Origin of the sequence: Rheinheimera pacifica (assembly GCF_024809855.1) — a bacterium.
GTDB classification, from domain to species: Bacteria; Pseudomonadota; Gammaproteobacteria; order Enterobacterales; family Alteromonadaceae; genus Alishewanella; species Alishewanella pacifica_A.
On sequence record NZ_JANUEM010000020.1, the window covers coordinates 18,738 to 41,807 of the forward strand.

Consider the following 23,070-nt stretch of genomic DNA (forward strand, 5'->3'; position numbering starts at 1 on the left):
GTTTAGACGAAGTCATCGCCGCCGCCACTGCCAAGCATAATTTCACCGGCGTCAGATAAACGTCGCGCGGTGGACAGAATTTCTTTTTGTGCGGCTTCAACATCACTTACCCGCACCGGCCCCATAGCCTCTAAATCGTCTTGCAGCAGTTCCGCGGCGCGTTTAGACATATTTTTGAAGATTTTCTCTTTTAAGTTTTCATCAGTACCTTTTAACGCTTTCATCAGCACATCTTGTTGTACTTCGCGCAGCAGGGTTTGAATGCCGCGGTCATCAACGTCGATCAGGTTCTCAAATACAAACATCAGATCCTGTATTTGCTGCGCCATTTCTTCGTCGTGCTCACGGATAGAGTCCATCAGCTGGCCTTCAATATTGGTATCCATATAGTTAAGGATATCGGCAGCGGCTTTTAAGCCACCCATTTTCGCAGTTTGCGCACCCGCCTGACCGGCAAACTGTTTCTCCATAATCTCGTTTAACTCTTGCAGTGCTGCCGGTTGTACTTCTTCCAGGTTGGCAATTCGCATGGTTAAATCCAACCGCACTTTTTCCGGGAACTGCGACAAAATCTCTGCCGATTGCTCGGGCTCCAGGTAAGACAAAACTATTGTTTGAATTTGCGGGTGTTCGTTACGGATAATATTGGCGACCTGCTTAGAGTCCATCCATTTTAGCGAATCCAAACCTTTGGCACCGCCACCCAGTACAATCTGATCTATCAGGTTAGCGGCTTTTTCTTCGCCCAGTGCCGCAGTTAAAGCGCGCTTGATAAACTCTTCGCTCTGGAAGCCAATGGTGCTGAAGTTTTGGATTTGCTCGATAAACAAGCGATGCACAGCCGAGATTTTTGCCTGGTTCAGATCGGTCATCTGCGCCATAGCCAAACCGACTTTCTGCACTTGTTTCGGCTCTAAGTGTTTTAAAATTTGCGCAGCATCTTCTTCTGACAAACTCAGCAGCAAGATGGCGGCTTTTTCAACACCGTCCAGTTTACCTACGTCAAACGACGGCTTTATTGCTTCTATGCTACTCATCTTCAGCCAACCAGTTTTTCACTACCAGAGAGGATAATTCCGGCTCGTTTGCCACTAAAGCCCGAACTGCGCGTAATAAATCGTCGTCACCATGTAAATCCGGCAGCATTAAGGTGCCATCCGGGGCAAAGCCTACCGCATTCTCGTCGAATGTTGAGCTTAGCATGTCGATAGTGTCATCGCCCAAATCCAGCCCGCTGGACAGCGCGTTATCGTCATAGGTATCTTTGGTTTCTTCAGGGTAAATCAGTTTTTTCAGCATTGGCCGTACAATAGCCAGAATAAGCACAACGATAATCAGGCCGCCGATAATCAGCCGCACTACGCGTAAAAACCATTCTTCTTCATAAAAATTAGGTGTTTCAGCTTCGATAATGGCTTCTTTCATAAAGGGCACGGAGATCACTTCTATCATGTCACCGCGCTGGGCATCAAAGCCAATACCACCTTGCAATAAGCGGCGTATGTTAGCCAGCTCTGCCTGGGTGCGGGGTTCAGGTTCACCATCTGCAGCAGTTGCAGGTTTGTAATCAATTGCCACTGACACGCTTAAACGGCGGATCACACCACTTTGCTGGGAAATATGGCTGATGGTGGTATCCAGTTCATAATTACGGGTGGCTTCTTTATGATTGCGGCCCGGCACTACCGGCTGCGCGGCGGCGCCGGTTGCCTGCTCAGGTATAGCGGAATTCATCGGCGGTTGGTTAGATAAGGCGCCTGGTATACCGGCACTTAGCCCACCCACGCTGTTTTCTTCAATGGTCATTTCACTGCGCACTGCAGGTAAATCCGGGTTAAAGCGCTTTTGCGTCTGCTCGGTGGCGGTAAAGTCCATCAGCAAATCAACCTGAGCGGTGTAATTACCATAACCCAGTACCGGCATTAAAATAGAGTCGACTTTTTGACGGTATTCATCTTCACGGGTGCGTTGCAGTTCATACTCTTTACGCGAACGCCCGGCGGCGGCATCTTGTGAGCCACTGTTCAGCAAACGGCCATTCTGATCCGTTACCGTTACCCGGGACGGCTCCAGCCCCTGTACTGCAGAGGCAACGATATCGACGATAGCCGCCACTTCGCTGTCACGGATTGACGTACCACCGCGGGCCGTTACCAGCACCGTAGCTGATGGCAACCGCTCTACTCTGGCAAATACGTTTTCTTTGGGAATAGCCAGTAATACCCTGGCACGGGATACACTTTGCAGCTCTTCAATAGTGCGGGCTAATTGTTGTTCACGGCTGTGTTTTAACCGCTCCATTTCCAGGCGCTGGCTCACGCCAAAGCCGCTGTCCTGCAGTAAAAATTCGGTGCCGCTGGAGGGTTCTCTGGTCAGGCCCGCGCGCGACAACGACAGTTTAATACTCTGAAATTTGTCCTCAGGTACCAAAATAGTGTTGCCTTCCAGTTTATAACTGATTTTTTGTGCATCAAGGTGATCCAGTGTCTGGATCAGTTCCTGTGTTTCAAAATTGCCCAGCGGCCGCATTTCTGGTTCACGGGCCCACATGATAATCAGAATAGCTATAGCCAGACATATCGTTAGTGCAACAATCAGAGTGATCTGACGCACCAGATCCATGCCGCCCAAACTGCCGACAAAACCCGGTTTTTGTTCCTGCTGCTCACCGCTACCGTATTCGGTATTAGTCAGTGCCAGCTCGGTGGATTGATTTTCAGCCACAGCTTATTCCTCCGTTATACCGGCATCGACATAATGTCTTTGTAGGCTTCTACCAGTTTGTTACGTACTTGCAAGGTGGCTTCAAATGCCAGAGAGGATTTCTGGCTGGCAATCATTACCTGTGCCAGCGATACATTAGGATCGCCCATTTCCACCGCTGTCCGCATCTGGCTGGTTTCTTGTTGCAAGGCGTTTACATTGCTAATGGCATTTTTCAGCATATTGCCAAAATCACTCTGGCTGGGGTTAACTTCAGCGGTATTTTTCAGCTTCAGCTCGCTGCCAACGCCACGGGCCTGGCTGGCCAGCGACTGCATTTCGGCGTAAAGGGCCTGCCCTTTGATATTCATAGCGTCACCTGTCAAAAATTTGCTGCTAATACGGTTAGCCAAAGCAAAGCAGGAGTTATGCCAAGTTTTAATGATATGAATTTAATAGAAAAAACCCTCAATTTGAGGGTTTTATGTCAGGCTGGTAGCTCTATACCATGCTCTTTCATACGGGCCAGTTTATAGCGCAGGGTGCGATCACTGATGCCTAGCCGTTCGGCTACGTCTTTACGCCGGTTGGCACAGGCTTTCATCGTTGCCAGAATAATACGATGCTCTTGCTCGTGTACGCTGGCTTTAAAACCGGTATTAGCGTCATCATCTGCCTCCAGGCTTGTAACCTGTGCAGGTATCTCATGCTCAGCCAGAACCGGCAGTTGCATACCGGCTTGCTCCAGCAAAATGTCATCAGCTTCAATACTGTCATTCTGGCAGATAATTAAAGCGCGCTGTATTACATTATCCAGCTCACGTACATTGCCCGGCCAGCTATAGCGGGTTAATTGCAAAGCTGCCGCTTCAGTTAAATGCACTACAGCACGCCCGGCTGCCTGGCAATGGCGCTGCAGTAAGTGCTGCGCCAGCGGTACGATATCGGCCGGCCTTTCGCATAGCGCCGGCCAGCTCAGTGGAAATACATTCAGCCGGTAGTATAAATCTTCCCGAAACCGGCCCTGCTCTACGGCTTGCTTCAGGTTGCGGTTACTGGTGGCCAATACCCTGACATCCAGTTTAATGGTTTTACGACCGCCCAAGCGCTCTACTTCACGCTCTTGTAACACGCGCAATAATTTGGCCTGCAGATTTAAATCCATTTCTGTTATTTCATCCAGCAAAATAGTGCCTTGCTGGGCCTGTTCAAACTTGCCTGGGCAACCTGCGATAGCGCCGGTAAAAGCGCCTTTCTCGTAACCAAATAAAGTGGATTCCAGCATATTTTCCGGAATGGCGGCGCAATTAATTGCTACAAAGGGCCCACCGCTGCGCTCGGACAACTGGTGAATATAACGGGCCAATACTTCTTTGCCTGAGCCGCTGGGGCCGGTAATCATTACACTGGCTTCGGTGCGGGCAACTTTAGCGCATAGTGCCAGCAGCTGTTTACTGGATGCTGCAGCCACTATGGGTTCAAAACTGGCTACGGGTTCAACACTAACGTAGCGGCTGACAGTATTAAGCAGTACTTCCGGTGAAAATGGCTTTGCCAGATAATCAATTGCCCCCAGTCGGATAGCCTCAACCGCCGCCTGCACCGTGGCGTAAGCTGTCATCATCAGTACAGGAATATTCGGATACTGCTCGCGTAAGGTTTTGAGTAGCGTAAGGCCTGAAGCCCCCTGCATTTGCACATCGCTTATAACCAATTGTACCGTCTGGCGTTTCAGTGTCAGTAAGGCCTGCTCGGCACTGTCAACTGCACATACCTGATACTGCGCCAGCAATAGGGTGTCGTGCAGGGCCTCGCGCAAACCGGCGTCGTCTTCTACCAATAATATATGTTGGCTCATATGGTGTTACTCCCCGCTAACCGGCTGCTGTATTGGCAGCAGCATTTCAAAGCAGGCGCCTTGCTCTGTCGGAATATATTGCACCGATCCATGATGCGAGTGCGCTACCGCCTGCACCACCGCAAGCCCCAGGCCGGTGCCCTGTGCCCGGCCCGTAACAAAGGGTTCAAACAGAGAGTCGCGCAGTGCCGCAGCCACCCCCGGCCCGTTATCGGTAAGGCGCAGCAATAACATATCGTGCTGGTGTTCACTGCGCATGATATCAAGCTGTATTTGCGTATCAGGCCCGGCTGCCTGAATACTGTTTTGAATAAGATTTTGCAAGGCTCCGCACAGCGCATTCTGGTTGCCCAGCAAACAAAGCGCAGGATCACTGCAGGCCAGTGATAAACGGCTATTATGCTGAAGCAGCAATGCTTCAATACTGGTGTTTAACTGCTCAATTAAAGCCCCAAGTGAGAATGAGGTAACTTGCCGGGCACTGCCAGAACGGGCAAATAGCAGCATATCACTGACCTGCTGCTCTAAATCCTGTAAACGCGATAATAACTTTTGCTGAAACTGCTGTTGTACCTGCAAAGTGGCTCTTGGGTTAGCCAGATTTTGCGCATAGAGTAAAGCAGCCGATAACGGTGTGCGGATTTGGTGAGCTAACGTTGCCATCATCTTACCCAGAGTGGATAAACGCTGCATATGGCTAAGGCGGCTTTGTAATTGCCGGGTTTCGGTCAGATCAGTCAGCATAATAAGCTGGCCCGCCTGCAGCGAGGCGCCACTTTGTGCCAAAGTACTTATTTGCAGTTTAACCCGCCGGCCATCCTGCAAGGATACTTCCAGGCCATCATCGCTACGCGGGCGAAAACAACGGCCGATAACGTCCAGCCAGCGCTGCCCGGTAAGCGGCTCTCCCAACAAATTTATTGCCGCCGGATTGGCCTGGTACACTACACCACGCTGGTCCAGCAGGATCACTGCGGCAGGTAAAGCCTGTAATACGGCATCGTAGTGAGCTGGCGGCAATAACTGCAGTACATTGCGCCCGCTGGCTGCTGCCGCTGCAGTATCCGGCAAAGTGCGCAAGGAAAAGTCATATGCGTTGGCCGTTGTCATAATTACCCTTAAACGTTACGTTATCGCTAAGGGGTAATGCAGGCATTATGCCAGATAAACTTTAATATTTTTAGCCACTTACAGTGTCAAAAGGCTGACACTAGCAGTTACTGGCTATTATTATTCGTCTTTACCGAGGTTATACTTACGCATTTTTTCTACCAGCGTGGTACGGCGCAGCCCCAGCACTTCAGCAGCCCGGGCCACAACAAACTCGTGCCGCTCCAGAGCCTGGGATATAAAGCGGATTTCCAACCCGGCCAGATATTCTTTTAAATCCAGCCCCTGATCGGGTAATTCCTGCAGGCCATCGGCAACGGCAAAAAAACCTTCGCTATCAGTGTCGTCTTCGCCATCATCTGCAGACTGAAACATTTCGTTTAGTAAATCACGTTCCTGTAAACTTTCAGGATATTGCGGTACATAGCTTTCAATATCCAGATGACGGTATTTAAACGGCAACTCGGCTACATCAACAACCTGATCCGGGTACATAATAACCATCCGCTCCAGCAAGTTTGCCAGCTCGCGCACATTACCCGGCCAACTGTGCAGTTGCAGGCTTTGCATAGCATATTCGGTAAATTTGACTTTGGCCTGGCTGTATTTTTCCTGGCGTTGTAACAACTCGCTGATCAGCAGCGGTATGTCATCGCAGCGCTGGTTAAGCGCAGGGGTTTCAATAGGAAATACATTTAAGCGGTAGTACAGATCTTCACGGAAACTGCCCTCAGCAATCATGTGCTCTAAATCACGGTGCGTGGCAGCAACAATGCGCACATCAGCCTTAATAGGCTGGGTGCCACCTACCCGCTCATAGGTACGTTCCTGTAATACTCTTAGCAGCTTTACCTGCATGTTCAGTGGCATATCGCCTATTTCATCTAAAAACAGTGTCCCCCCCTGCGCCAGCTCAAAACGGCCTTTGCGGGTAGAAATAGCGCCGGTAAAAGCGCCTTTTTCATGGCCAAACAGTTCACTTTCCAGTAGTTCCGCCGGTATAGCACCACAGTTTATGGGTACAAAAGGCCCGCCCGCCCGGTTAGACAATAAGTGAATATTACGCGCTACCACTTCTTTGCCGGTACCTGAAGGGCCAAGCACTAATACATTAGCTTCGGTTTTTGCCACTTGCTGAATAAGAAAACGAACCTGCTGCATAGAGGCGGAGGTACCCACCATACCGTCAAATTTGGCCGTGTTTTGCTGTTTATGCTGCAGTGGTAACAAGCGATGATACTGCTGGCTGTCACGTAAGAGCTGAGTTAAAGAGGCATAAGAGAATGGTTCACTAAGCAAGCCCACCGCATTAGCATATTGCAGCAGGGGTTGCAGAGGTTCACCAAGCAGTAAGAACGCCGTTGCCGGATAGCGCAACAGAAGATCAGCATGCTGTTGGCTTTCAAGAGCACCAAGCAGTACCACTACCGGCTCCTGATTACCCAGCCGCATCTGTAGTGTTGCCATATCCAGGAGCTGGTGCGGCTCATTAATAAAACTTAATACCGTACTAAGCCGGCTGCTGCGGCTGCTTTGTTCATCTACGATATACAGAAAAGGATTATTTACCATGCCACTGCTTTTATTATGCTTTTTATAGCATTGTACTTCTCATAGACCAGCTTGCAAGGCAAAACGCTATTTTCTTGACACTGTGTCAAAAAAATAGCGTTATTTTGCCCGGTTAACTTAGCAGGTTTAATGCTTGTTGTTGCTGTATCCGGGCCTGTAAAGCCACGCTGACGGAGGTATTTGCAAGAATATCAGCAGCCACCTTATTGCTGCTGGCGCGAGCAAAATCGAGATCTTCAATCCGGCTGCGTGCCGCTGACTCGGCAATTTGCTGGCCATTTAAATTACTGGCCGCAGAGCTGAAGCTGTTAATTGACACGCCCGCATCGGCCTGTAAAGCACTAATGTAATCCCGTGACTGCTGAATACTGCTCAGCGACGCTGCAGCGCTGTCAACTGAAGTTAAATCGATACTAAAAACATTCTGTGCTGTTAAACCTGCCGCAACATCTGCGGTGCTGAAACTGAGGCTGCCAGAGCCGGTGCCAAAGCTTAAAGCGCCATCCTGATTAAACAACTTTTTACCAGCAAATTCTGTACTATCAATAACCTGCTGAATATTAGCGGTATATTGCGCAGCTTCAGCCTGCAGCGCTGAGCGCTCCTGTGCGCCGTAAATACCATTACCGGCAGCGACTGCCAAACGGCTAAGCTCACCAAGGTTGTCATTTATGCCCTGCAAGCCTTGTTCATAAACCCGCGCAAGTGACACACCATCATACAGGTTACGCTCGCCCTGGCCTTTGCCATTAATACTGCTGCTTAGCTGATTCGCTATTTGCAAACCGGCTGCATCATCGGCAGCACTGGTAATACGCTTTGCCGCAGCCAGCTTTTTTAACAGGCTGTCCTGCTGTAACTGGGCCTGGTTTAAGGTATTTAAACTGCCGGGGGTATTAAGTTTCATCTTGGCACCAATTTGTGTTTAAAACTGGTTATAGTTTAGTCAAAGCGACGGTAAACCGCTATTAATTAAACCTGCGCAAAAATTAAGCCAATATATTAGTATTAAAGTGTTTGAACTGAATATGTTAGCTCTGGCGGCACAGTTTATGCTAATGTCATTTTAAACAGCATTTCGCACAAAAGTGGTTCCCGGGAGCAGCTTATGTTTAACGGCAAAACAATTTTAATTACCGGTGGTACCGGCTCATTTGGCCATAAGTACACAGAAACCCTGCTTGCACGCTATAAGCCGAAAAAAATCATTATTTACTCCCGTGACGAGCTAAAACAGTACGAAATGCAGCAAAAGTTTAACCAAAGCTGTATGCGCTATTTTATCGGCGATGTGCGTGATGAACACCGGCTGGTGCGGGCAATGCACGGCGTGGATTACGTTATCCACGCGGCAGCGCTAAAACAGGTACCTGCAGCCGAATATAACCCGATGGAATGCATTAAAACCAATATTAACGGCGCTGAACATGTGATCAACGCGGCGATAGAAAATGGTGTAGAAAAAGTCATTGCACTGTCTACCGATAAAGCCGCTAACCCCGTTAACTTATACGGCGCTACTAAGCTGGCTTCCGATAAGCTGTTTATCGCTGCTAATAACATCTCCGGCGGTGCCAAACCGCGCTTCTCGGTAGTACGCTACGGTAATGTAGTCGGTTCGCGTGGTTCAGTGGTGCCATTTTTTCAACAGCTGATTGATAAAAAGCATGATCATATTCCGGTTACCCACCTTGAAATGACAAGGTTCTGGATCAGCCTGCAGCAAGGTGTCAATTTCGTATTAAAAAACTTTGAGCGTATGCTTGGCGGTGAAATTTTTGTGCCGAAAATTCCCTCTATCCGTATTGTCGATTTAGCCAAAGCCATGGCCCCGCATTTACCCGTAAAAGAGGTGGGCATTCGCCCCGGTGAGAAATTACATGAAATGATGTGTCCGGGCGATATGTCTTATCACACTTACGAGTTTGCTGATCACTTCGTCATTGCCCCGGCAATTAAGTTTTTTAACCGTAGCAATGATTTCTCCAGCAATGCATTGCTGGAGCAAGGCAAACTGGTTACACCGGGTTTTGAATATGTGTCTGACAGCAACCCGGATTTTCTTAGTGTTGACCAGATGCGTCAGTTTAATCAGGAAGCAATGCTGTGATCCCCTATGGCCGTCAGCATATTAGCCAGGCAGATATTGATGCAGTAACACAGGTACTGCAAAGTGACTTTTTAACCCAGGGGCCGACCGTACCTGCTTTTGAGCAACGCTTTTGTGAACTGACAACGGCGCAGCATGCTGTAGCAGTAAATAGTGCTACCTCGGCTTTGCATATTGCCTGTTTGGCACTTGGCGTTAGCCCCGGCAGCAGAGTCTGGACGTCTCCAGTCAGTTTTGTTGCCTCAGCTAATGGCGCACGTTACTGCGGCGCCGATGTCGATTTTGTTGATATTGAACCCGACAGCGGCAATATGGCGATAGATAAGTTACGACAAAAGCTGGAACTGGCCCGTAGCAATGACAACCTGCCGCAAGTGGTAATACCGGTGCATTTAGCCGGTGCCAGCTGTGATATGCAGCAGATACATTATCTGGCCAATGAGTTTGGTTTTAGCGTTATTGAAGACGCCTCACATGCTGTTGGTGCAAGTTACCAGGATGAGCCGGTAGGCAACTGCCGTTACAGCGATATTACGGTATTCAGCTTTCATCCGGTAAAAATTATTACTACCGCTGAAGGCGGATTGGCACTGACTAACAACTCAGAGCTGGCCGATAGAATGCGCCTGCTACGCAGCCACGGCATTAGCCGCGACGAAAACCTGATGACCGAGCCTGCCCATGGTGCCTGGTATTATCAGCAATTGCTGTTGGGTTTTAACTACCGCATGACCGACATTCAGGCCGCGCTGGGGTTAAGCCAAAGCCTGCGTTTATTACCTATTATTCAAAAGCGTCAGTTGCTGGCAGCTAACTATGACCGCTTGCTGACCGACCTGCCGCTTGGTTTGCCAGCGCTGGATGATATTAATATCAGCGCCTGGCACTTATATATTATCCGCCTGGATGACAAAACCAGGCGCAAAGCGGTATTTGACGGTTTGCGTGACGCAGGCATTGGGGTAAATGTGCATTATATTCCCATCCATACCCAGCCGTACTACCAGCAACTGGGCTTCGACTGGGGCGATTTTCCTGTTGCCGAAGATTTTTACGAGCGTATTATCAGCCTGCCAATGTTTCCTGAGCTCAGCGGCGAGCAACAGCAATATATTGCCGATACACTGGCGGAATTGTTGCAGTGAGAGTAGCCATTATTCCGGCGCGTGGCGGCAGTAAGCGCATACCACGCAAAAACATTAACGACTTCTGTGGCCAGCCTATGCTGGCTTATCCCATTAAAGCGGCACTAAATAGCGGTGTAGTAGACAAGGTGGTTGTGTCTACCGATGATGCAGAAATAGCCGCTATAGCACAGCACTATGGTGCAGAAACACCGTTCAGACGCAGTAACGAACTTGCCGATGATCATACCGGCACCAGTGCCGTGATCCGCGATGCAATACAACAGTTACAAGCCATCGGCTGGCAGTTAGACGAATGCGCCTGCTTATACGCTACTACGCCGTTATTAAGCGCTGCACTCATCCGCGACGGCCTGCAACAACTGCAGCAAACCGGCGCAGACTATGTATTTACCAGTGCCCGTTTTTCATTTCCGATCCAACGTGCTCTGGTAATGACCGCAAGCGGTGGCGTAGCGCCGTTTGACCCACACAGCATAAGCAAACGCTCGCAGGACTTACCCCCGGCTTATCACGATGCAGGCCAGCTTTACTGGGGTAAAGCCAGCACCTGGCTGGATAGCAGCAAAACTATTTTTGGTACCAATTCACGCATGCTGGTGCTGCCAGATCATCTGGTACAGGATATCGATACACCGGAAGACTGGCGTCGCGCTGAACTTTTATATCAGTTGCTGCAACAAGAAGCGCCATAACATGAAGATCCTGTTTCGTGCTGATGCTTCAGTCAGAATAGGCTCCGGCCATGTAATGCGTTGTCTGGCATTGGCACAAAAGCTAACAGAGCTGGGGGCTGAATGTCATTTTGTCTGTCGTCAGACCGATGGCAATCTGCACGATGTGATTCGTCAGCAAGGGTACCCGCTTTATATTCTTACCCGCGCAACTGACGAGCAACAGGACGCCACCGGAACACTGCAGCAACTTACGCAAAACTACCCGTTGCTGGTAGTTGATCACTACGCACTGGCGCAGCAATATTGCTCGGCTATGCGCCAGTGCTGTGAACATATTATGGTGATTGACGATCTGGCTAACCGGCAACATGACTGCGATATGCTGCTTGATCAAAACCTGCTACCACAAGCTGAGCAACGCTATGCTGAGTTAGTACCTGCGCATTGTAAAATATTGCTTGGGCCACGCTTTGCCCTGTTACGGCCAGAATTTTATCAGCCGGTAAAACATCGCCAGCCTAATCACATTCTGATTGGCTTTGGCGGCAGTGACGAGCAAAATTTAACCTCCCTGGCAATTAAAGCGCTACAACAATTAAAGCCAGAGCGGTTTACAGCCGATATAGTAATAGGGGCAAATAATCCGTGGCGTGCTGCGATTGAACAGCAAGTAGCATGCCTGCCCAATGTGCAGTTACATGTGCAATGTAACTATATGGCAACCCTGATGTACCGCGCACGACTCATGCTTGGTGCCGGTGGTGCCAGCCATTGGGAGAGGTGTATTTGCGCCCTGCCGGGTCTGGTTGTTACCGTTGCCGAAAATCAGCAGGCGACAACGGCTTATCTGGATCAGCTTGGCGCTTGTGTCTGGTTGGGTCAGGCTGCTGAAATGTCAGCAGAGTTCTTTGCAGAGCAACTATGCTATTACCTGTCCCAACCGGCACTGTTAGATAAAATAAGCCAGAGCGCTGCCGGTGTTGTACCGGCAGACGCTGGCACACCGTTAGTAGCACAACAGATACTTGCTTTAGTACGAGGATTAAATGGCAATAATTAAACTGGGCCAGCGCGCCATAGGACCGGGTGAAACGCCATTTATCATTGCTGAACTATCAGGTAACCATGATCAGTCGCTGGATAAAGCACTGGCGATGGTAGACGCAGCAGCAGCCTGTGGTGCCGATGCGATAAAAATACAAACCTACACTGCCGACAGCATGACGCTGGATATCCGCAGTGGTGACTTTGTGATTCAGGATCCGGGCAACTTATGGCAGGGCAAATCACTGTATCAGTTGTATCAACTGGCCATGACCCCCTGGGATTGGCATCAGGCTATTTTTGATCGTGCCAGACAACACGGCATGCTGGCGTTTAGCACGCCTTTTGATCAGGCGGCTGTAGAATATCTCGAACAGTTAAATGTACCCTGCTATAAAATTGCCTCATTTGAAAACAGCGATCATGCGCTGCTGGCAGCAGTAGCTGAAACCGGCAAACCGGTGATTATGTCTACCGGAATGGCTACACAAACCGAGCTGGCCGAATCAGTAGAGGTACTGCGTAAACACGGCTGCAAAGAGCTTATTTTGCTAAAATGTACCAGCCACTACCCGGCCGATCCAGTTGATGCCAATCTGGTGACAATCCCACATTTAGCCCAGCTGTTTAATTGTCAGGTTGGTTTGTCTGACCATACTGCCGGTATCGGTGTTGCCGTTGCCAGTGTGGTGCTGGGCGCAACAGTGATTGAAAAACACTTTGTGTTAGACAGAAGCGAAGGCGGTGTTGACGCCGAGTTTTCGCTTGAGCCCGATGAATTTTCCGCGCTGGTGCAGGAGTGCAAGCGTGCAGCGGTAGCACTGGGTAAAGTAACGTACGGCGGCACAGACAAAGAGCAAGCCTCGCGTAAATACCGCCGTTCGTTATACATTGCCGAAGATATGCAGGCCGGTGATATTTTCACCAAATCTAACCTGCGCTCAGTGCGCCCCGGCTTTGGTTTAGAGCCCAAATATCTGCCTATGTTACTGGGCAAACCGGTAAAAAAAGCTGCGGCCAAAGGCACCGCGATGAGTTGGGAGTATCTGTAGCACTATGGTGGCAGCTAAGCAGTATCCTGCCAGCGAGTTTCGCCCACTGACCGAGGCTGAGCTTAAGCAGGTATGGCAGTGGCGTAACCAGCCAGATATCAGACGTAATATGCACAATGACACACCGATTAGCTGGCCTGAACACCTGGCTTGGTTTGAAAAGCTGCAGCATGATTTAAGCCGTAACTTCTTTGTGCTTTATCAGCATCAACGGCCAATAGGTGTGCTTAACTTTAACCAGCGCAGTAGCGGTGTGCTGGAATGGGGCTGTTATCTGGGTGAAACTAATGTCTGGCCAGGCTCAGGCCTCTTGCTGGAGATTGCCGCACTGGACTATGCAGCGATGCAAAGTGCACAGCACAGCCTATATGCGGAAGTACTGTCTTTTAACCAAAGCGTGCTAAAAATGCACAAGTTGTTTGGTTATCAGCCTTTACTCGATTTGCCGGGCAAGCTCAGAGATAATCAGCCTTACCATGTAAAGGCATTTCATTACCCGCTGGCCGACTGGCGTGCCAACCGCGATGCTGTTTTAGCGCGGTTGCCAAAGCAAATTGCTGCAGCGGCTGCCTTAATTCAATTTACTCAGTAGCAGGTTTTAACGTGGAACTGGAACATACTATTCGCCAAACGCTGGAGCAGGTTGCCATGATCGCAAACTGCCAGTTGATTGATAACATCACCGATGACACGGTACTGCTGCAAAGCGGGCTCGACTCACTGGGTTTTGCTATGTTGGTCGCGCAACTGGAAGAGGATCTGGGTATAGATCCATTCAGCCAGATGCAAATTGCAGTATATCCTCGTACTTTCGCCGAATTTGTCAGCGTTTATCGCCAGGCGCTGGCAGGCGGCAACCAGAACCAATGAGCCTGCTGCAGCGGCTGCAACAAACAAACTATAACACCATTGCCATCAGCGCTGGTGCTGATATCAGCTATTCGCAGCTGATAGCGCAAGCACTGCAACTCAGGCAGCAATATCCGGCACTGCAACATCAGGCTATTGCCCTTAGCTATACAGATCTAAACACCTTTACCTGTGCCTTGTTGGCGTTCGATGGCTGGTGCAGCTCACTATATCTGCTACCGGATAACGACCTGCAACTGCCAGAGCAAGTTATACGCTGGCCTCAAAACACTACTGCCACAACTGTAACGCCCACAGCAGAGCCAACCCGCTGGTATCTGGCGACATCCGGTACTACCGGCACACCCAAATGGATAGCGCATTCATTTACCAGCTTAAGCCGCGCTGCTAAAACCTCTGCACAAAGCACGGCGCTACGCTGGGCATTATGTTATCAACCAACCCGCTTTGCCGGCTTACAAGTGCTGTTACAAAGTTTATTATCCGGCGCGGTAATAACCGACTGCAGCAGCAGTGACACGCAGCAGCGTATCAACCTGATGCAGCAGCATACCATTACAGCAATTTCGGCCACGCCATCTTTATGGCGTCAGTTACTAATGACCGGACAACTAAGCACGCTGCCATTACAACAAATAACGCTGGGCGGCGAAATTGCCGACCAACCGCTGCTTGATACACTTGCCGCGTTATTTCCGGCTTCCCGATTGCTGCATATCTACGCCTCCACCGAAGCCGGTGTGGGCTTTGCTGTTGCCGATAAACATGCAGGCTTTCCGGTCAGTTGGTTAAATCAATGCCACAGCGACCTGTTTCTTAAAATAGACGCCAACCAACATTTATGGTTAAAACCGCCACAGCTGCCTGATACCCGCCTGGCATCCGCCGTTGATAGCGATGGCTATCTGGACAGCGGCGATTTAGTCGCTATTGTGCAAGACAGAGTTATCTTTCTCGGCCGGGCCAGTGGTGTTATCAATGTTGGCGGCAATAAAGTACACCCTGAGCAGGTAGAGCAAGTGTTGTTGCAGCACCCGGCAGTGCATCAGGCAAAAGTGTATGGCAAAACCAGCAGCGTATTAGGCCAGCTAGTTATTGCAGATATCGTTGCCGACAGCAGTAATGACAGTAAAACACTGCAAGTATTGCTACTGCAGCACTGCCAGCAGCAACTGGAACGTTATCAGTGGCCAGCCCGGTTTAATATTGTCAGCAACTTAGCAACCAATGCAACCGGTAAGTTAAGCCGTAAGGCTGATGTAAAGGAGGCTCATGAGTAAATTAGTCATTGTTACCGGTGCCAGCCGTGGCTTAGGCCTGGCAATATGCCGCCAGTTGCTGCAGGCTGACTATAGTGTGCTTGCGCTGGCCAGAACCCAAAGCAAAGAGCTAACACAATTACAACAGCATGGCTTACACTTTTATGCTGCAGATTTATCTGAACTGGACAAGATCCCCACCCTTTGCAGCGAACTAACCAAGCAATACGGCCGGCCTTATGCGCTGATTAACAACGCTGCTGTTGGTTATGACGGCGTGCTGGCTACCATGCACAACACTGAGATAAATAGCCTACTTAATCTGAACATTCAGGCACCTATCTTGCTTAGCAAATACCTGTTAAGGCCAATGTTGTTAAACCAGAGCGGCCGTATCGTCAATATTTCGTCGATTATCGCCCGTACTGGTTTTAACGGCTTAAGCGTATACGCCGCCAGTAAAGCGGCACTGGAAGGCTTTACAAAATCATTAGCACGTGAAGTGGGCAAAGCAGGCATCACGGTAAACTGCGTAGCACCAGGCTATATGCAAACCGAAATGACCAGCAGCTTGCAAGGTGACAAGCTGGAGAGTGTAAAGCGGCGCAGCCCACTGGGCCGGTTGGCAACACCGGATGATGCGGCAAGTGCTGTGTTATACCTATTGAGTGAACAAGCGGCAGCGATAACAGGCACTACCATTACTGTTGATGCTGGTAGTACGGCTTAACCCTGTTTTCCATGTTTTAGATAACATTTCGACGAGACCTTTAAAAACTCAACCAATTTCAAGGTTGGCAGTTTATTTGCATGAAATCAGTACCTAATTATGGGTAATGAAATAAGTTATTTAAAGGAATAGTTATGATTTTAAAATCACTACCTGCTGTTATTGTCTTTCTTATAATGTGGTCAGGAAAATGTCTTGCTGCTCCAATTACGATAGAATCTTCTTTTGACTATAACACTGAGGGATGGGGACGTATAGGAGACAGCGGATCGTCGTTAAGATACAGTAGCAGCAACGGAAACCCTGACGGCTATATCTATATACAAGATGCCGCAAGAGGAACTGTAGATTGGTTTATAGCTCCGAATAAGTTTAACGGTGATTTAAGTGAATTTCTAAATGGAGTTTTCTCTTTTGATATCAGGCTAAGTAGCGTTAGTAACCCCATATTAGACTATTCAATTGCGACGATTATGGGTCTTGACGGAGAGTTACAAACCAAGCTGAAAGTTGGCAACATCATCGGTGACATTAGAGCAGGACAATGGACTACATTACAATTCCAATTGACTCCAGACGATTGGTTGCTGGGAGGAAAAACAGCAAGTTTGGCTGAATTTACATCAATTTTATCCTCAGTCACTCAAATCCGAATACTAGGAGACTGGCGATCTGGCGCAGAGACTGTTTCTTTGGATAACGTACGGTTCAGTGGCGATAGTTATGCGGTTCCCGAGCCGTCTTACGTAGGAATATTTTCCTTTGGCTTAATGGGATTATTATTATTTAGACGGAAATCTACTAACTCGGTTCCCCAGTGAAAAGTTAGTTATCATAAGTGGGTTACGGTGTACAAATTAAAACTCTCTCACTAAATAAATAGAACATACAGTTACAGTTAAGCCAAGTCTGAATATGACAAGCATTATAAAATATAATGCTTGTCATCCCATTAAGGTATTTCAGGTTATTATATTATTTTATCTAGCTAAAAAATTCTATAAAATACAGTGTAAATGCAACTTTACTTTAGATCAGCAGCATATCGTTTCTTCAGAAAAGCTTGTATAGCTAAAGCACCTATATCAAGTTCACGGCTAACATTATCGGAATGAAAGCAACGCCGGAAGTCATTACAATACTCTTTAATCAAATCAGCGTAGCTGAGATTTACATCAGCAGTACTTCCTGCAATTCTTTTCATGCGAGCACTGTCATTTATTCCAGTTCTATTGTCGAAGTAACGACGGTAATAAGCTGAATCTTTCAGAAAAGCCATCTTTCCTGTAGATAATATATGGCTAAGCATTACTTTATCGCAGGCAGGAGCAACTGGCCATGTGAAGTTATTTAGACTGTCCCGTCGAAATAAGCTATGCACACAAGTACAATTCACTAAGCTAAAAACTGAATACAAATAACGTTCCACTACATTATCCTGAGTGAAATCATAATAGGACTCTGTCAGTTCGCGCTCTAACTTGCCTGCAGCATCAATCCTATAACACTGTGAAAAAGCAGCTGTAAAATCTGAGTTTTCATGTAAAAAACTGACAGCATTCTCGACATAGTTAACAGATATCACATCATGCGCACCAAGCCACATGAAATATTCACTTTCGCTACTAAGAAAAGCATGCTTGAAATTGTTAAGTGCACCAATATTTTCTGCGTGTCTAACAACCTTAAGAGATGGCAGCCCCTCTATCTCCTCCACACTACCATCAGTAGAAGCATTATCATAAACCACAACTTCAACATCCTGAAATCCCTGATTTAACGCAGATAGAACGGAATCTCGGATAAACTGAGATTCGTTGAACATCGGTATTGCGATAGTTACTCGAGGCATAGAAAATATCCCTGTTACAAACACTTTAACCCAAATGGGTAGAAATACTGAAAAAGTAAACGAAGCAAAACCTTTCCCAAAAATGTATCTAGCCAGTACACTATCTATTTGGGCTGTTTAACAACTTCAGGCGATTCTTACTTTGCTAAAGTTTATACCCTATTGAGCGACAAATAAAATAAAAATCAATATGTTAGCATCAAACTTTAAAACTGTTGTAACAGGAAATAAGTATGGACATACTAATCAGCAAACTGCAAGAGCGCAACTGGAGTTACAAAACAGCTTTATATCAACCTGATTTTGAATCTCATACAAGTTATAAACAAGCTATTTCTCAGCCTTTTGTTTCTGTCATCATAATCTGCTGGCAAATAAACCCTTTGCTATCCGATGCGATTGCAGCCCTCTCTCGGCAAAGTTGCCAAGCTTTTGAGCTGATTTTTGTCGATAACGGTAGCGTGGATAGCGAACTAGGCTGGGTCAAGCCACATTGCCATCATTTTATCCGTTTGAAACGAAATACGGGGGCTTATCTAGCCCGAAATATTGGAGCTCTGTTTGCAAGCACACCTATCCTATTGTTTCTGGAAGACGATGGAGTTGCTGATCAGGACTTAGTAAAAGCGCATTTACGTATGCATCAGTTAATACCTGAAACCGTTGCTATCCGAGGGGTCTATTTGCCACTACTACCAGAAAACCCTGCTAATGAGTTACCGCAGCATTATTACCACGGCCAGACTGTATTTCCCTTGTACTCCACGCTTGAGGGCAACAGCTCCTACAACGCGCAGTCATTTTTTGAAGCTGGTGGCTGGGATGACCAAATTAATTTTGGCCATGGCGGCATAGATCTTGCCCTTCGATTACAAGCTAAAGGTGTTAAACAAACACAGCAACTTTATCTACCCTTTGCGATACTGCGCCACGACTTTGCCAAAAGCGTTAATCATTTAACTGTAAAGCAGAAAAAGCAGGAACAAGGTCTAGACTATATCAAAGCTAAACATCCTGGTTACGTCGCTGAACTACACAAGTGGCACACCGCAGATGGGATACAGCAGCTGCGAGCAAATCTATCCGAACAACATTGCAGCTCACTTCGGGTTCTCTATCAAGAATTTGGGAGAGTTCAGTATCGTCATCAGGATGCCATATGCACTTATAAATACACCAGACAGCTCGGTCTGTCAGCAGAATGTTATGCAGAACTAAAACTGATTTTAGCCCCACTAGTTGTCTATGGCACTGGTAATAAAGGAAAAGACTTTGTAAAACTGTGTCAGCATAATCAAGTCTCTGTTAGTTTTTATGCCGACTCTGCAGAAGGTAAATGGGGAACGTCAGTGGGTGATATTACAGTACTATCTCCGAAAGAAATCCCTGACAACTCACTGATTATTATTGCCTCGCAATGGGACAAAGAAATTCTGGCCAGTTTACTTACCCTTGGTTTTAAAAAAGAACAAATCAAAACTTTATGCTTGTGAAAAAGTAATATAAAGCAGCAGATAGCGCAACGTTGCTTTGGCATGGTTGCGTGCTATCTGCATCAAAAGCTGCAATTACTGATTGACTCGTCTTAGCCATGCACCTGCCCAGTGAGTAAAATATTATGCTCCAATTGACGTTCATTCAACTACTATTCTGGCAATCCCAGACATAATTCCAGACGCACTGACATACTCTATTTATCTATCTGGCACTGTCGGCGTTTTTCAAGCTAGTTGTCAGCATTATCAGATCCAATCCCCATGTTACGTCTTCTCTTAAAGTTCAGATAATACTAAATTCTAAAATGGTTCCCCATTATTTATGGGGATTGAGTAATAACCGGTTGAGCCATTATATACTCTGTAACCATATGAGTGCCCAATCAAAGAATATGAAGCAAGACTCTGTACTTGGGCATCCTCTTTCATCCATTCAACAACAGCATAACCATAAATATCAGTATTTATAGGATTCATAATTGAAACCCTAGTTGACTTATTGGAACCTAAAACAAACTGCAAAGAATATTCTGAATTATTGTCAGAATATGATGAAACATTTTCCGCTCTCAACAATCCAGCAAAGCTACTATCATCACCATCAGTCACAACACTGCCATTCTTATCATAAAATGTAATCCTTACAGTTGTTGAACTAACCGATATATTAGAAAGATAAATAAAAGATTCAATTCTATTTGTTTGACCATAGTTTGACGATTGAAAGTTATTAATTATTGCTTTACCGCTCTGTGCATAGGAATAAATAGGAAAAGTAAAAATTAAAGCCAAAATAACATTCTTCATAAAAAACCTCCGAGGCATTATATCTTAGGGAAAAATTCCACCCACTTCCCATTGTTTTTCCACAGAACTTGTATTCTTTTTAAGGTAAGCATTAGGCCAATAGGTTACCCGCTCCATAATCATCCCCTCGTTAAAGGGAAAGTCTGGTTCAACCAGTTCAAACTCCTGATTCTGTTCCAGAAAAATACGAACAGCCTGCTGCGGATTATTATATTTCCAATCCGGCGAAGTTCTTGGCGCTCCAACTACTTCCTGCATAATGCCATCGCAGGCCACAATATAAGAACCCGGCGTTACAAGCTGGCCATAAGCCTCTAATTCGGCAAGCACATGGTCACATTCATGGTTCGAGTCCAAAATCACCAACACCTTTTCCCCCGCCACAACCAGAGACCTGACTTGTGCCACAACATCTGCATCAATAGATGAGCCTTCCACTAGATGAATCATCGGTGCCAAACGATGTTCTTCAATCGCAGCTCTATTATGTGGCCTGATCTCAATATCAATACCAATAACCCGACCTTTCCCAATCGCATTCAGAATAGAAGCATAATAGACTAGGCTGCCACCGTGCGCTATTCCTGTTTCGATTACGACATCAGGTTTAAGCTCATAGATCAGTTCCTGAATACGGATCATATCTTCAGGCAGTTGAATCACCGGGCGCCCAAGCCAACTAAAGGAATAGACATACTTGGTGTCCCAACCCGAACGCAGCCAAACATTGCTGATAATCTGGAAAGCTTCTGGAGTACCGATGCCGAACGACTGAGTATTGCCTTGCTCATCAGTCACCATGACCTTATCGTCTACTATCGTAATCACTATATTTCTCCGTTGCTGCATAACCGACTTACATTGCGTAAGTCATCCAGATCATCCCGATGCAACCACTCACCAAGCAGAGTATTTGCCAACTTAGGTATCACTGCCACACGATGGCCGTTATGTATCAGATAAGCCAGTTCATAGGGTGGGTAAAAGAATGCTCGTGCTACCCGCTCTATTGTTTCAGCGTCAGCACCATCAGGGATCTGTTTAAGTGCCATAAACGTATCTTTGTCCATGTAACGCATCTTGGAAGGGTCCTGTGGCTCACAAGGTAATGGAGCCCCAGCTTCAGCCATGTCCAAGACTTGATGCCATAGTTTGATCATCTCCTGCTGGGATCTGCGTTCTAAACTAAAAGCTGTTTCTTGTTCGCTGTTTACAGGAAATCTGCGAACCCGAACTATCGCTCCAGAATCAAAGCCGTCATCCATATGATGGCAGCTACAACCATATTCCTTAGCCCCTTCAAGAATAGCAACATTGTAAAATGCCCAACCTCCAAACTCTGGTAAAGGGCCCGCATGAAAATTTAGTGCAGCCTTGTTTGCCATTGTCAGTGTCTGCGGCAGTACTCTGTGCCTGAACATATAGCTGATTACATAATCAGCCTGCAAGCCGCTTAACTGGCGCTGATTAGAATATAACGGCACTTTCATTCTGTCAGCCGCCTGAGACAATGTTTCACTACGAATAAAAGTGTGGCTGTCCTGGTCTGCCGATACTACGGCAACAACCGTCCAGTCGCGCTCAACCAGACTTTCCAGCGCAACAACGGCACCGGGCTTAGAACCAAGCAGAATTACTGATGGTTTAGTCATTTTATGCCTCAAAATAGCGTGTAACCGAAGTAATGACACGTAAGACGTCATCTTCTGACATCATAGAATGCAGTGGCAAAGAAAGAATCTCACTAGCAATTTGCTCTGTCACTTCCAACTTCCCTCTGGGCATATCCTTCAACAATGCAAAATAGTGACCAGGCTGCCAATGAATACCCGTATCAATCCCGTCGGCTTTCATGTAATCGCGTAGTGGTTGCCGGTGTTCTGCCGGCACCCGGATATAGTACAAAAACGGGGTGACGTCATTAAAATCAGAATGTGGCACTTGCACCAGAGGGAGCCTGCCAAAATGTTCATTGTATCGCTTGCAAGTCTGCTGTCTGCTGTAAGTAATTGCTGGCATTTTTGTAAGCTGGACCAGCCCTATAGCCGCATGCAGATTTGCCAGATGGTAGCGAAACCCTAACCGCTGCACATCATAAGTCCAGGCTCGCTTATTCTCATACATTACAGCAGCAGGCTGCCCCATGCCGATCAGACGCATTTCGTGCAATACCTGCTTTTCGGCCTCTGAGCGAACGACCAATGCGCCACCATCAATAGTGGTAATCGTTTTTACCGGATCGAAACTGAACATACATAAATCAGAGAAAGTGCCTACTTTACGTCCTTTATAGGCAGATCCTAGCGAATGAGCGGCATCATGAATAATTCGGATACCATACTGCTCGGCCAAGCGGGCGGCCTGATCATGATCCGCAAGGCAGCAGTCGTAATCCATTACAATAATGGCTTTAGTCCGAGGCGTAATCAGTGCTTCTGCCTTAACAAGATCGATACAGAGCGTCCGTTCGTCAATATCACAAAACACTGGCGTGGCACCAACGGCCAGAATAGCCTGAAAGTCGGCGATGTTATTAAAAGACGGCGTAATAATCTCATCCCCTGGGCAGGCTTCAATCAACATCATTGCCAGATGCAATGCGGCATGTCCGGTGCTAACAGCCACCAGATGCCGATCTTGTAACCCCAAATAGTCAGACAAATGCTGTTCAAATTCACCTACCGCTGCCCCCATGCCTAACCATCCAATACGGAGAGACTCAGTGGCTGCATTAATTTCCTGTTCAGTAATCAGCGGTTTAAATACGGGGATTTCGTGCATAAAA

Annotated in this window: 23 protein-coding genes; 11 read left to right on the top strand and 12 right to left on the bottom strand. The window is 47.3% G+C overall.

From position 1 onward, the window contains the following. Positions 1-2: 2 nt before the first annotated feature. The 7 genes from fliG to M2404_RS18710 form a co-directional block, all read right to left on the bottom strand. Positions 3-1,037, bottom strand: coding sequence for a flagellar motor switch protein FliG (gene fliG, locus M2404_RS18680; RefSeq protein WP_259241354.1), 1,035 nt, complete (start codon positions 1,035-1,037; stop codon positions 3-5). Continuing rightward, positions 1,030-2,724 (bottom strand): flagellar basal-body MS-ring/collar protein FliF, encoded by a 1,695-nt coding sequence (gene fliF, locus M2404_RS18685; RefSeq protein ID WP_259241356.1) that lies wholly within the window; start codon positions 2,722-2,724, stop codon positions 1,030-1,032. Before fliF ends, fliG begins: the two co-directional genes overlap by 8 nt. A 14-nt stretch (positions 2,725-2,738) precedes the next feature. Continuing rightward, positions 2,739-3,074, bottom strand: coding sequence for a flagellar hook-basal body complex protein FliE (gene fliE, locus M2404_RS18690; protein WP_259241358.1), 336 nt, complete (start codon positions 3,072-3,074; stop codon positions 2,739-2,741). Between the two features lie 116 nt (positions 3,075-3,190). Further along, positions 3,191-4,561: a sigma-54-dependent transcriptional regulator gene (locus M2404_RS18695; RefSeq protein ID WP_259241361.1), complete on the bottom strand. Its 1,371-nt coding sequence runs from the start codon at positions 4,559-4,561 to the stop codon at positions 3,191-3,193. A gap of 6 nt (positions 4,562-4,567) precedes the next feature. Beyond that, positions 4,568-5,671, bottom strand: coding sequence for a sensor histidine kinase (locus tag M2404_RS18700; protein ID WP_259241364.1), 1,104 nt, complete (start codon positions 5,669-5,671; stop codon positions 4,568-4,570). 120 nt (positions 5,672-5,791) lie between these two features. Next, positions 5,792-7,243: a sigma-54 dependent transcriptional regulator gene (locus M2404_RS18705; protein ID WP_259241366.1), complete on the bottom strand. Its 1,452-nt coding sequence runs from the start codon at positions 7,241-7,243 to the stop codon at positions 5,792-5,794. A 112-nt stretch (positions 7,244-7,355) separates the two neighbouring features. Next, positions 7,356-8,150, bottom strand: coding sequence for a flagellin (locus M2404_RS18710; RefSeq protein WP_259241367.1), 795 nt, complete (start codon positions 8,148-8,150; stop codon positions 7,356-7,358). A gap of 201 nt (positions 8,151-8,351) precedes the next feature. Here M2404_RS18710 and pseB point away from each other — a divergent pair, with 201 nt between their 5' ends. The 10 genes from pseB to M2404_RS18760 all read left to right on the top strand — a co-directional run bounded on the left by pseB (position 8,352) and on the right by M2404_RS18760 (position 16,951). Then, complete coding sequence (pseB, locus tag M2404_RS18715) at positions 8,352-9,353, top strand: UDP-N-acetylglucosamine 4,6-dehydratase (inverting) (protein ID WP_259241370.1); 1,002 nt, start codon at positions 8,352-8,354, stop codon at positions 9,351-9,353. Beyond that, positions 9,350-10,498 carry a UDP-4-amino-4,6-dideoxy-N-acetyl-beta-L-altrosamine transaminase gene (gene pseC, locus M2404_RS18720; protein ID WP_259241372.1) on the top strand — a complete coding sequence of 383 codons (1,149 nt, stop codon included), beginning with the start codon at positions 9,350-9,352 and terminating at the stop codon, positions 10,496-10,498. The genes pseB and pseC overlap by 4 nt, the downstream gene beginning before the upstream one ends. Next, positions 10,495-11,193, top strand: a complete 699-nt coding sequence (gene pseF / locus M2404_RS18725; RefSeq protein WP_259241373.1) for a pseudaminic acid cytidylyltransferase — start codon at positions 10,495-10,497, stop codon at positions 11,191-11,193. Before pseC ends, pseF begins: the two co-directional genes overlap by 4 nt. A gap of 1 nt (position 11,194) precedes the next feature. After that, positions 11,195-12,235, top strand: a complete 1,041-nt coding sequence (gene pseG / locus M2404_RS18730) for a UDP-2,4-diacetamido-2,4,6-trideoxy-beta-L-altropyranose hydrolase (protein ID WP_259241376.1) — start codon at positions 11,195-11,197, stop codon at positions 12,233-12,235. Then, positions 12,222-13,271 carry a pseudaminic acid synthase gene (pseI, locus tag M2404_RS18735; RefSeq protein WP_259241377.1) on the top strand — a complete coding sequence of 350 codons (1,050 nt, stop codon included), beginning with the start codon at positions 12,222-12,224 and terminating at the stop codon, positions 13,269-13,271. Before pseG ends, pseI begins: the two co-directional genes overlap by 14 nt. A gap of 4 nt (positions 13,272-13,275) precedes the next feature. After that, a complete protein-coding gene (pseH, locus tag M2404_RS18740; RefSeq protein WP_259241378.1) occupies positions 13,276-13,863 on the top strand; it encodes a UDP-4-amino-4,6-dideoxy-N-acetyl-beta-L-altrosamine N-acetyltransferase in 588 nt (195 codons plus the stop codon). A gap of 11 nt (positions 13,864-13,874) precedes the next feature. Then, complete coding sequence (locus M2404_RS18745; RefSeq protein WP_259241381.1) at positions 13,875-14,141, top strand: acyl carrier protein; 267 nt, start codon at positions 13,875-13,877, stop codon at positions 14,139-14,141. After that, positions 14,138-15,421, top strand: a complete 1,284-nt coding sequence (locus M2404_RS18750; protein ID WP_259241383.1) for an AMP-binding protein — start codon at positions 14,138-14,140, stop codon at positions 15,419-15,421. The genes M2404_RS18745 and M2404_RS18750 overlap by 4 nt, the downstream gene beginning before the upstream one ends. After that, positions 15,414-16,130 (top strand): SDR family NAD(P)-dependent oxidoreductase, encoded by a 717-nt coding sequence (locus M2404_RS18755; RefSeq protein ID WP_259241385.1) that lies wholly within the window; start codon positions 15,414-15,416, stop codon positions 16,128-16,130. The genes M2404_RS18750 and M2404_RS18755 overlap by 8 nt, the downstream gene beginning before the upstream one ends. Positions 16,131-16,264: 134 nt before the next feature. After that, positions 16,265-16,951, top strand: a complete 687-nt coding sequence (locus tag M2404_RS18760) for a PEP-CTERM sorting domain-containing protein (RefSeq protein ID WP_259241386.1) — start codon at positions 16,265-16,267, stop codon at positions 16,949-16,951. Between the two features lie 203 nt (positions 16,952-17,154). Here M2404_RS18760 and M2404_RS18765 read toward each other — a convergent pair whose 3' ends face one another. Then, positions 17,155-17,982 carry a glycosyltransferase family 2 protein gene (locus M2404_RS18765; protein WP_259241387.1) on the bottom strand — a complete coding sequence of 276 codons (828 nt, stop codon included), beginning with the start codon at positions 17,980-17,982 and terminating at the stop codon, positions 17,155-17,157. A gap of 233 nt (positions 17,983-18,215) precedes the next feature. On the opposite strand from M2404_RS18765, the gene M2404_RS18770 reads away from it, so the two are divergent. Next, on the top strand, positions 18,216-19,475 hold the full coding sequence (locus tag M2404_RS18770) for a glycosyltransferase family 2 protein (protein ID WP_259241388.1): 1,260 nt from the start codon (positions 18,216-18,218) through the stop codon (positions 19,473-19,475). 303 nt (positions 19,476-19,778) lie between these two features. On the opposite strand, the gene M2404_RS18775 is transcribed toward M2404_RS18770, so the two are convergent. From M2404_RS18775 to M2404_RS18790, 4 genes are read right to left on the bottom strand one after another with little or no spacing between them, the layout of a single operon-like run. Further along, the gene (locus M2404_RS18775; protein WP_259241389.1) at positions 19,779-20,285 is read right to left on the bottom strand and encodes a hypothetical protein; all 507 of its coding nucleotides are present in this window, start codon (positions 20,283-20,285) and stop codon (positions 19,779-19,781) included. Between the two features lie 24 nt (positions 20,286-20,309). Next, positions 20,310-21,113: a cephalosporin hydroxylase family protein gene (locus M2404_RS18780; RefSeq protein WP_259241390.1), complete on the bottom strand. Its 804-nt coding sequence runs from the start codon at positions 21,111-21,113 to the stop codon at positions 20,310-20,312. Beyond that, positions 21,113-21,937, bottom strand: a complete 825-nt coding sequence (locus tag M2404_RS18785; protein ID WP_259241393.1) for a formyltransferase family protein — start codon at positions 21,935-21,937, stop codon at positions 21,113-21,115. Before M2404_RS18785 ends, M2404_RS18780 begins: the two co-directional genes overlap by 1 nt. Before the next feature lies 1 nt (position 21,938). Beyond that, positions 21,939-23,066, bottom strand: coding sequence for a DegT/DnrJ/EryC1/StrS family aminotransferase (locus M2404_RS18790; RefSeq protein WP_259241396.1), 1,128 nt, complete (start codon positions 23,064-23,066; stop codon positions 21,939-21,941). Positions 23,067-23,070 lie beyond the last annotated feature (4 nt).

Bases quoted from the DNA above. Each gene is read 5' to 3' on its own strand.
- pseB (WP_259241370.1), top strand. From the start codon at position 8,352: ATGTTTAACGGCAAAACAATTTTAATTACCGGTGGTACCGGCTCATTT.
- M2404_RS18750 (WP_259241383.1), top strand. From the start codon at position 14,138: ATGAGCCTGCTGCAGCGGCTGCAACAAACAAACTATAACACCATTGCC.
- M2404_RS18700 (WP_259241364.1), bottom strand. From the start codon at position 5,671: ATGACAACGGCCAACGCATATGACTTTTCCTTGCGCACTTTGCCGGAT.
- M2404_RS18790 (WP_259241396.1), bottom strand. From the start codon at position 23,066: ATGCACGAAATCCCCGTATTTAAACCGCTGATTACTGAACAGGAAATT.
- M2404_RS18755 (WP_259241385.1), top strand. From the start codon at position 15,414: ATGAGTAAATTAGTCATTGTTACCGGTGCCAGCCGTGGCTTAGGCCTG.
- M2404_RS18710 (WP_259241367.1), bottom strand. From the start codon at position 8,150: ATGAAACTTAATACCCCCGGCAGTTTAAATACCTTAAACCAGGCCCAG.
- M2404_RS18765 (WP_259241387.1), bottom strand. From the start codon at position 17,982: ATGCCTCGAGTAACTATCGCAATACCGATGTTCAACGAATCTCAGTTT.
- pseI (WP_259241377.1), top strand. From the start codon at position 12,222: ATGGCAATAATTAAACTGGGCCAGCGCGCCATAGGACCGGGTGAAACG.
- M2404_RS18785 (WP_259241393.1), bottom strand. From the start codon at position 21,937: ATGACTAAACCATCAGTAATTCTGCTTGGTTCTAAGCCCGGTGCCGTT.
- M2404_RS18760 (WP_259241386.1), top strand. From the start codon at position 16,265: ATGATTTTAAAATCACTACCTGCTGTTATTGTCTTTCTTATAATGTGG.
- pseG (WP_259241376.1), top strand. From the start codon at position 11,195: ATGAAGATCCTGTTTCGTGCTGATGCTTCAGTCAGAATAGGCTCCGGC.
- M2404_RS18770 (WP_259241388.1), top strand. From the start codon at position 18,216: ATGGACATACTAATCAGCAAACTGCAAGAGCGCAACTGGAGTTACAAA.
- M2404_RS18695 (WP_259241361.1), bottom strand. From the start codon at position 4,561: ATGAGCCAACATATATTATTGGTAGAAGACGACGCCGGTTTGCGCGAG.
- pseH (WP_259241378.1), top strand. From the start codon at position 13,276: ATGGTGGCAGCTAAGCAGTATCCTGCCAGCGAGTTTCGCCCACTGACC.
- fliG (WP_259241354.1), bottom strand. From the start codon at position 1,037: ATGAGTAGCATAGAAGCAATAAAGCCGTCGTTTGACGTAGGTAAACTG.
- fliE (WP_259241358.1), bottom strand. From the start codon at position 3,074: ATGAATATCAAAGGGCAGGCCCTTTACGCCGAAATGCAGTCGCTGGCC.
- M2404_RS18775 (WP_259241389.1), bottom strand. From the start codon at position 20,285: ATGAAGAATGTTATTTTGGCTTTAATTTTTACTTTTCCTATTTATTCC.
- M2404_RS18705 (WP_259241366.1), bottom strand. From the start codon at position 7,243: ATGGTAAATAATCCTTTTCTGTATATCGTAGATGAACAAAGCAGCCGC.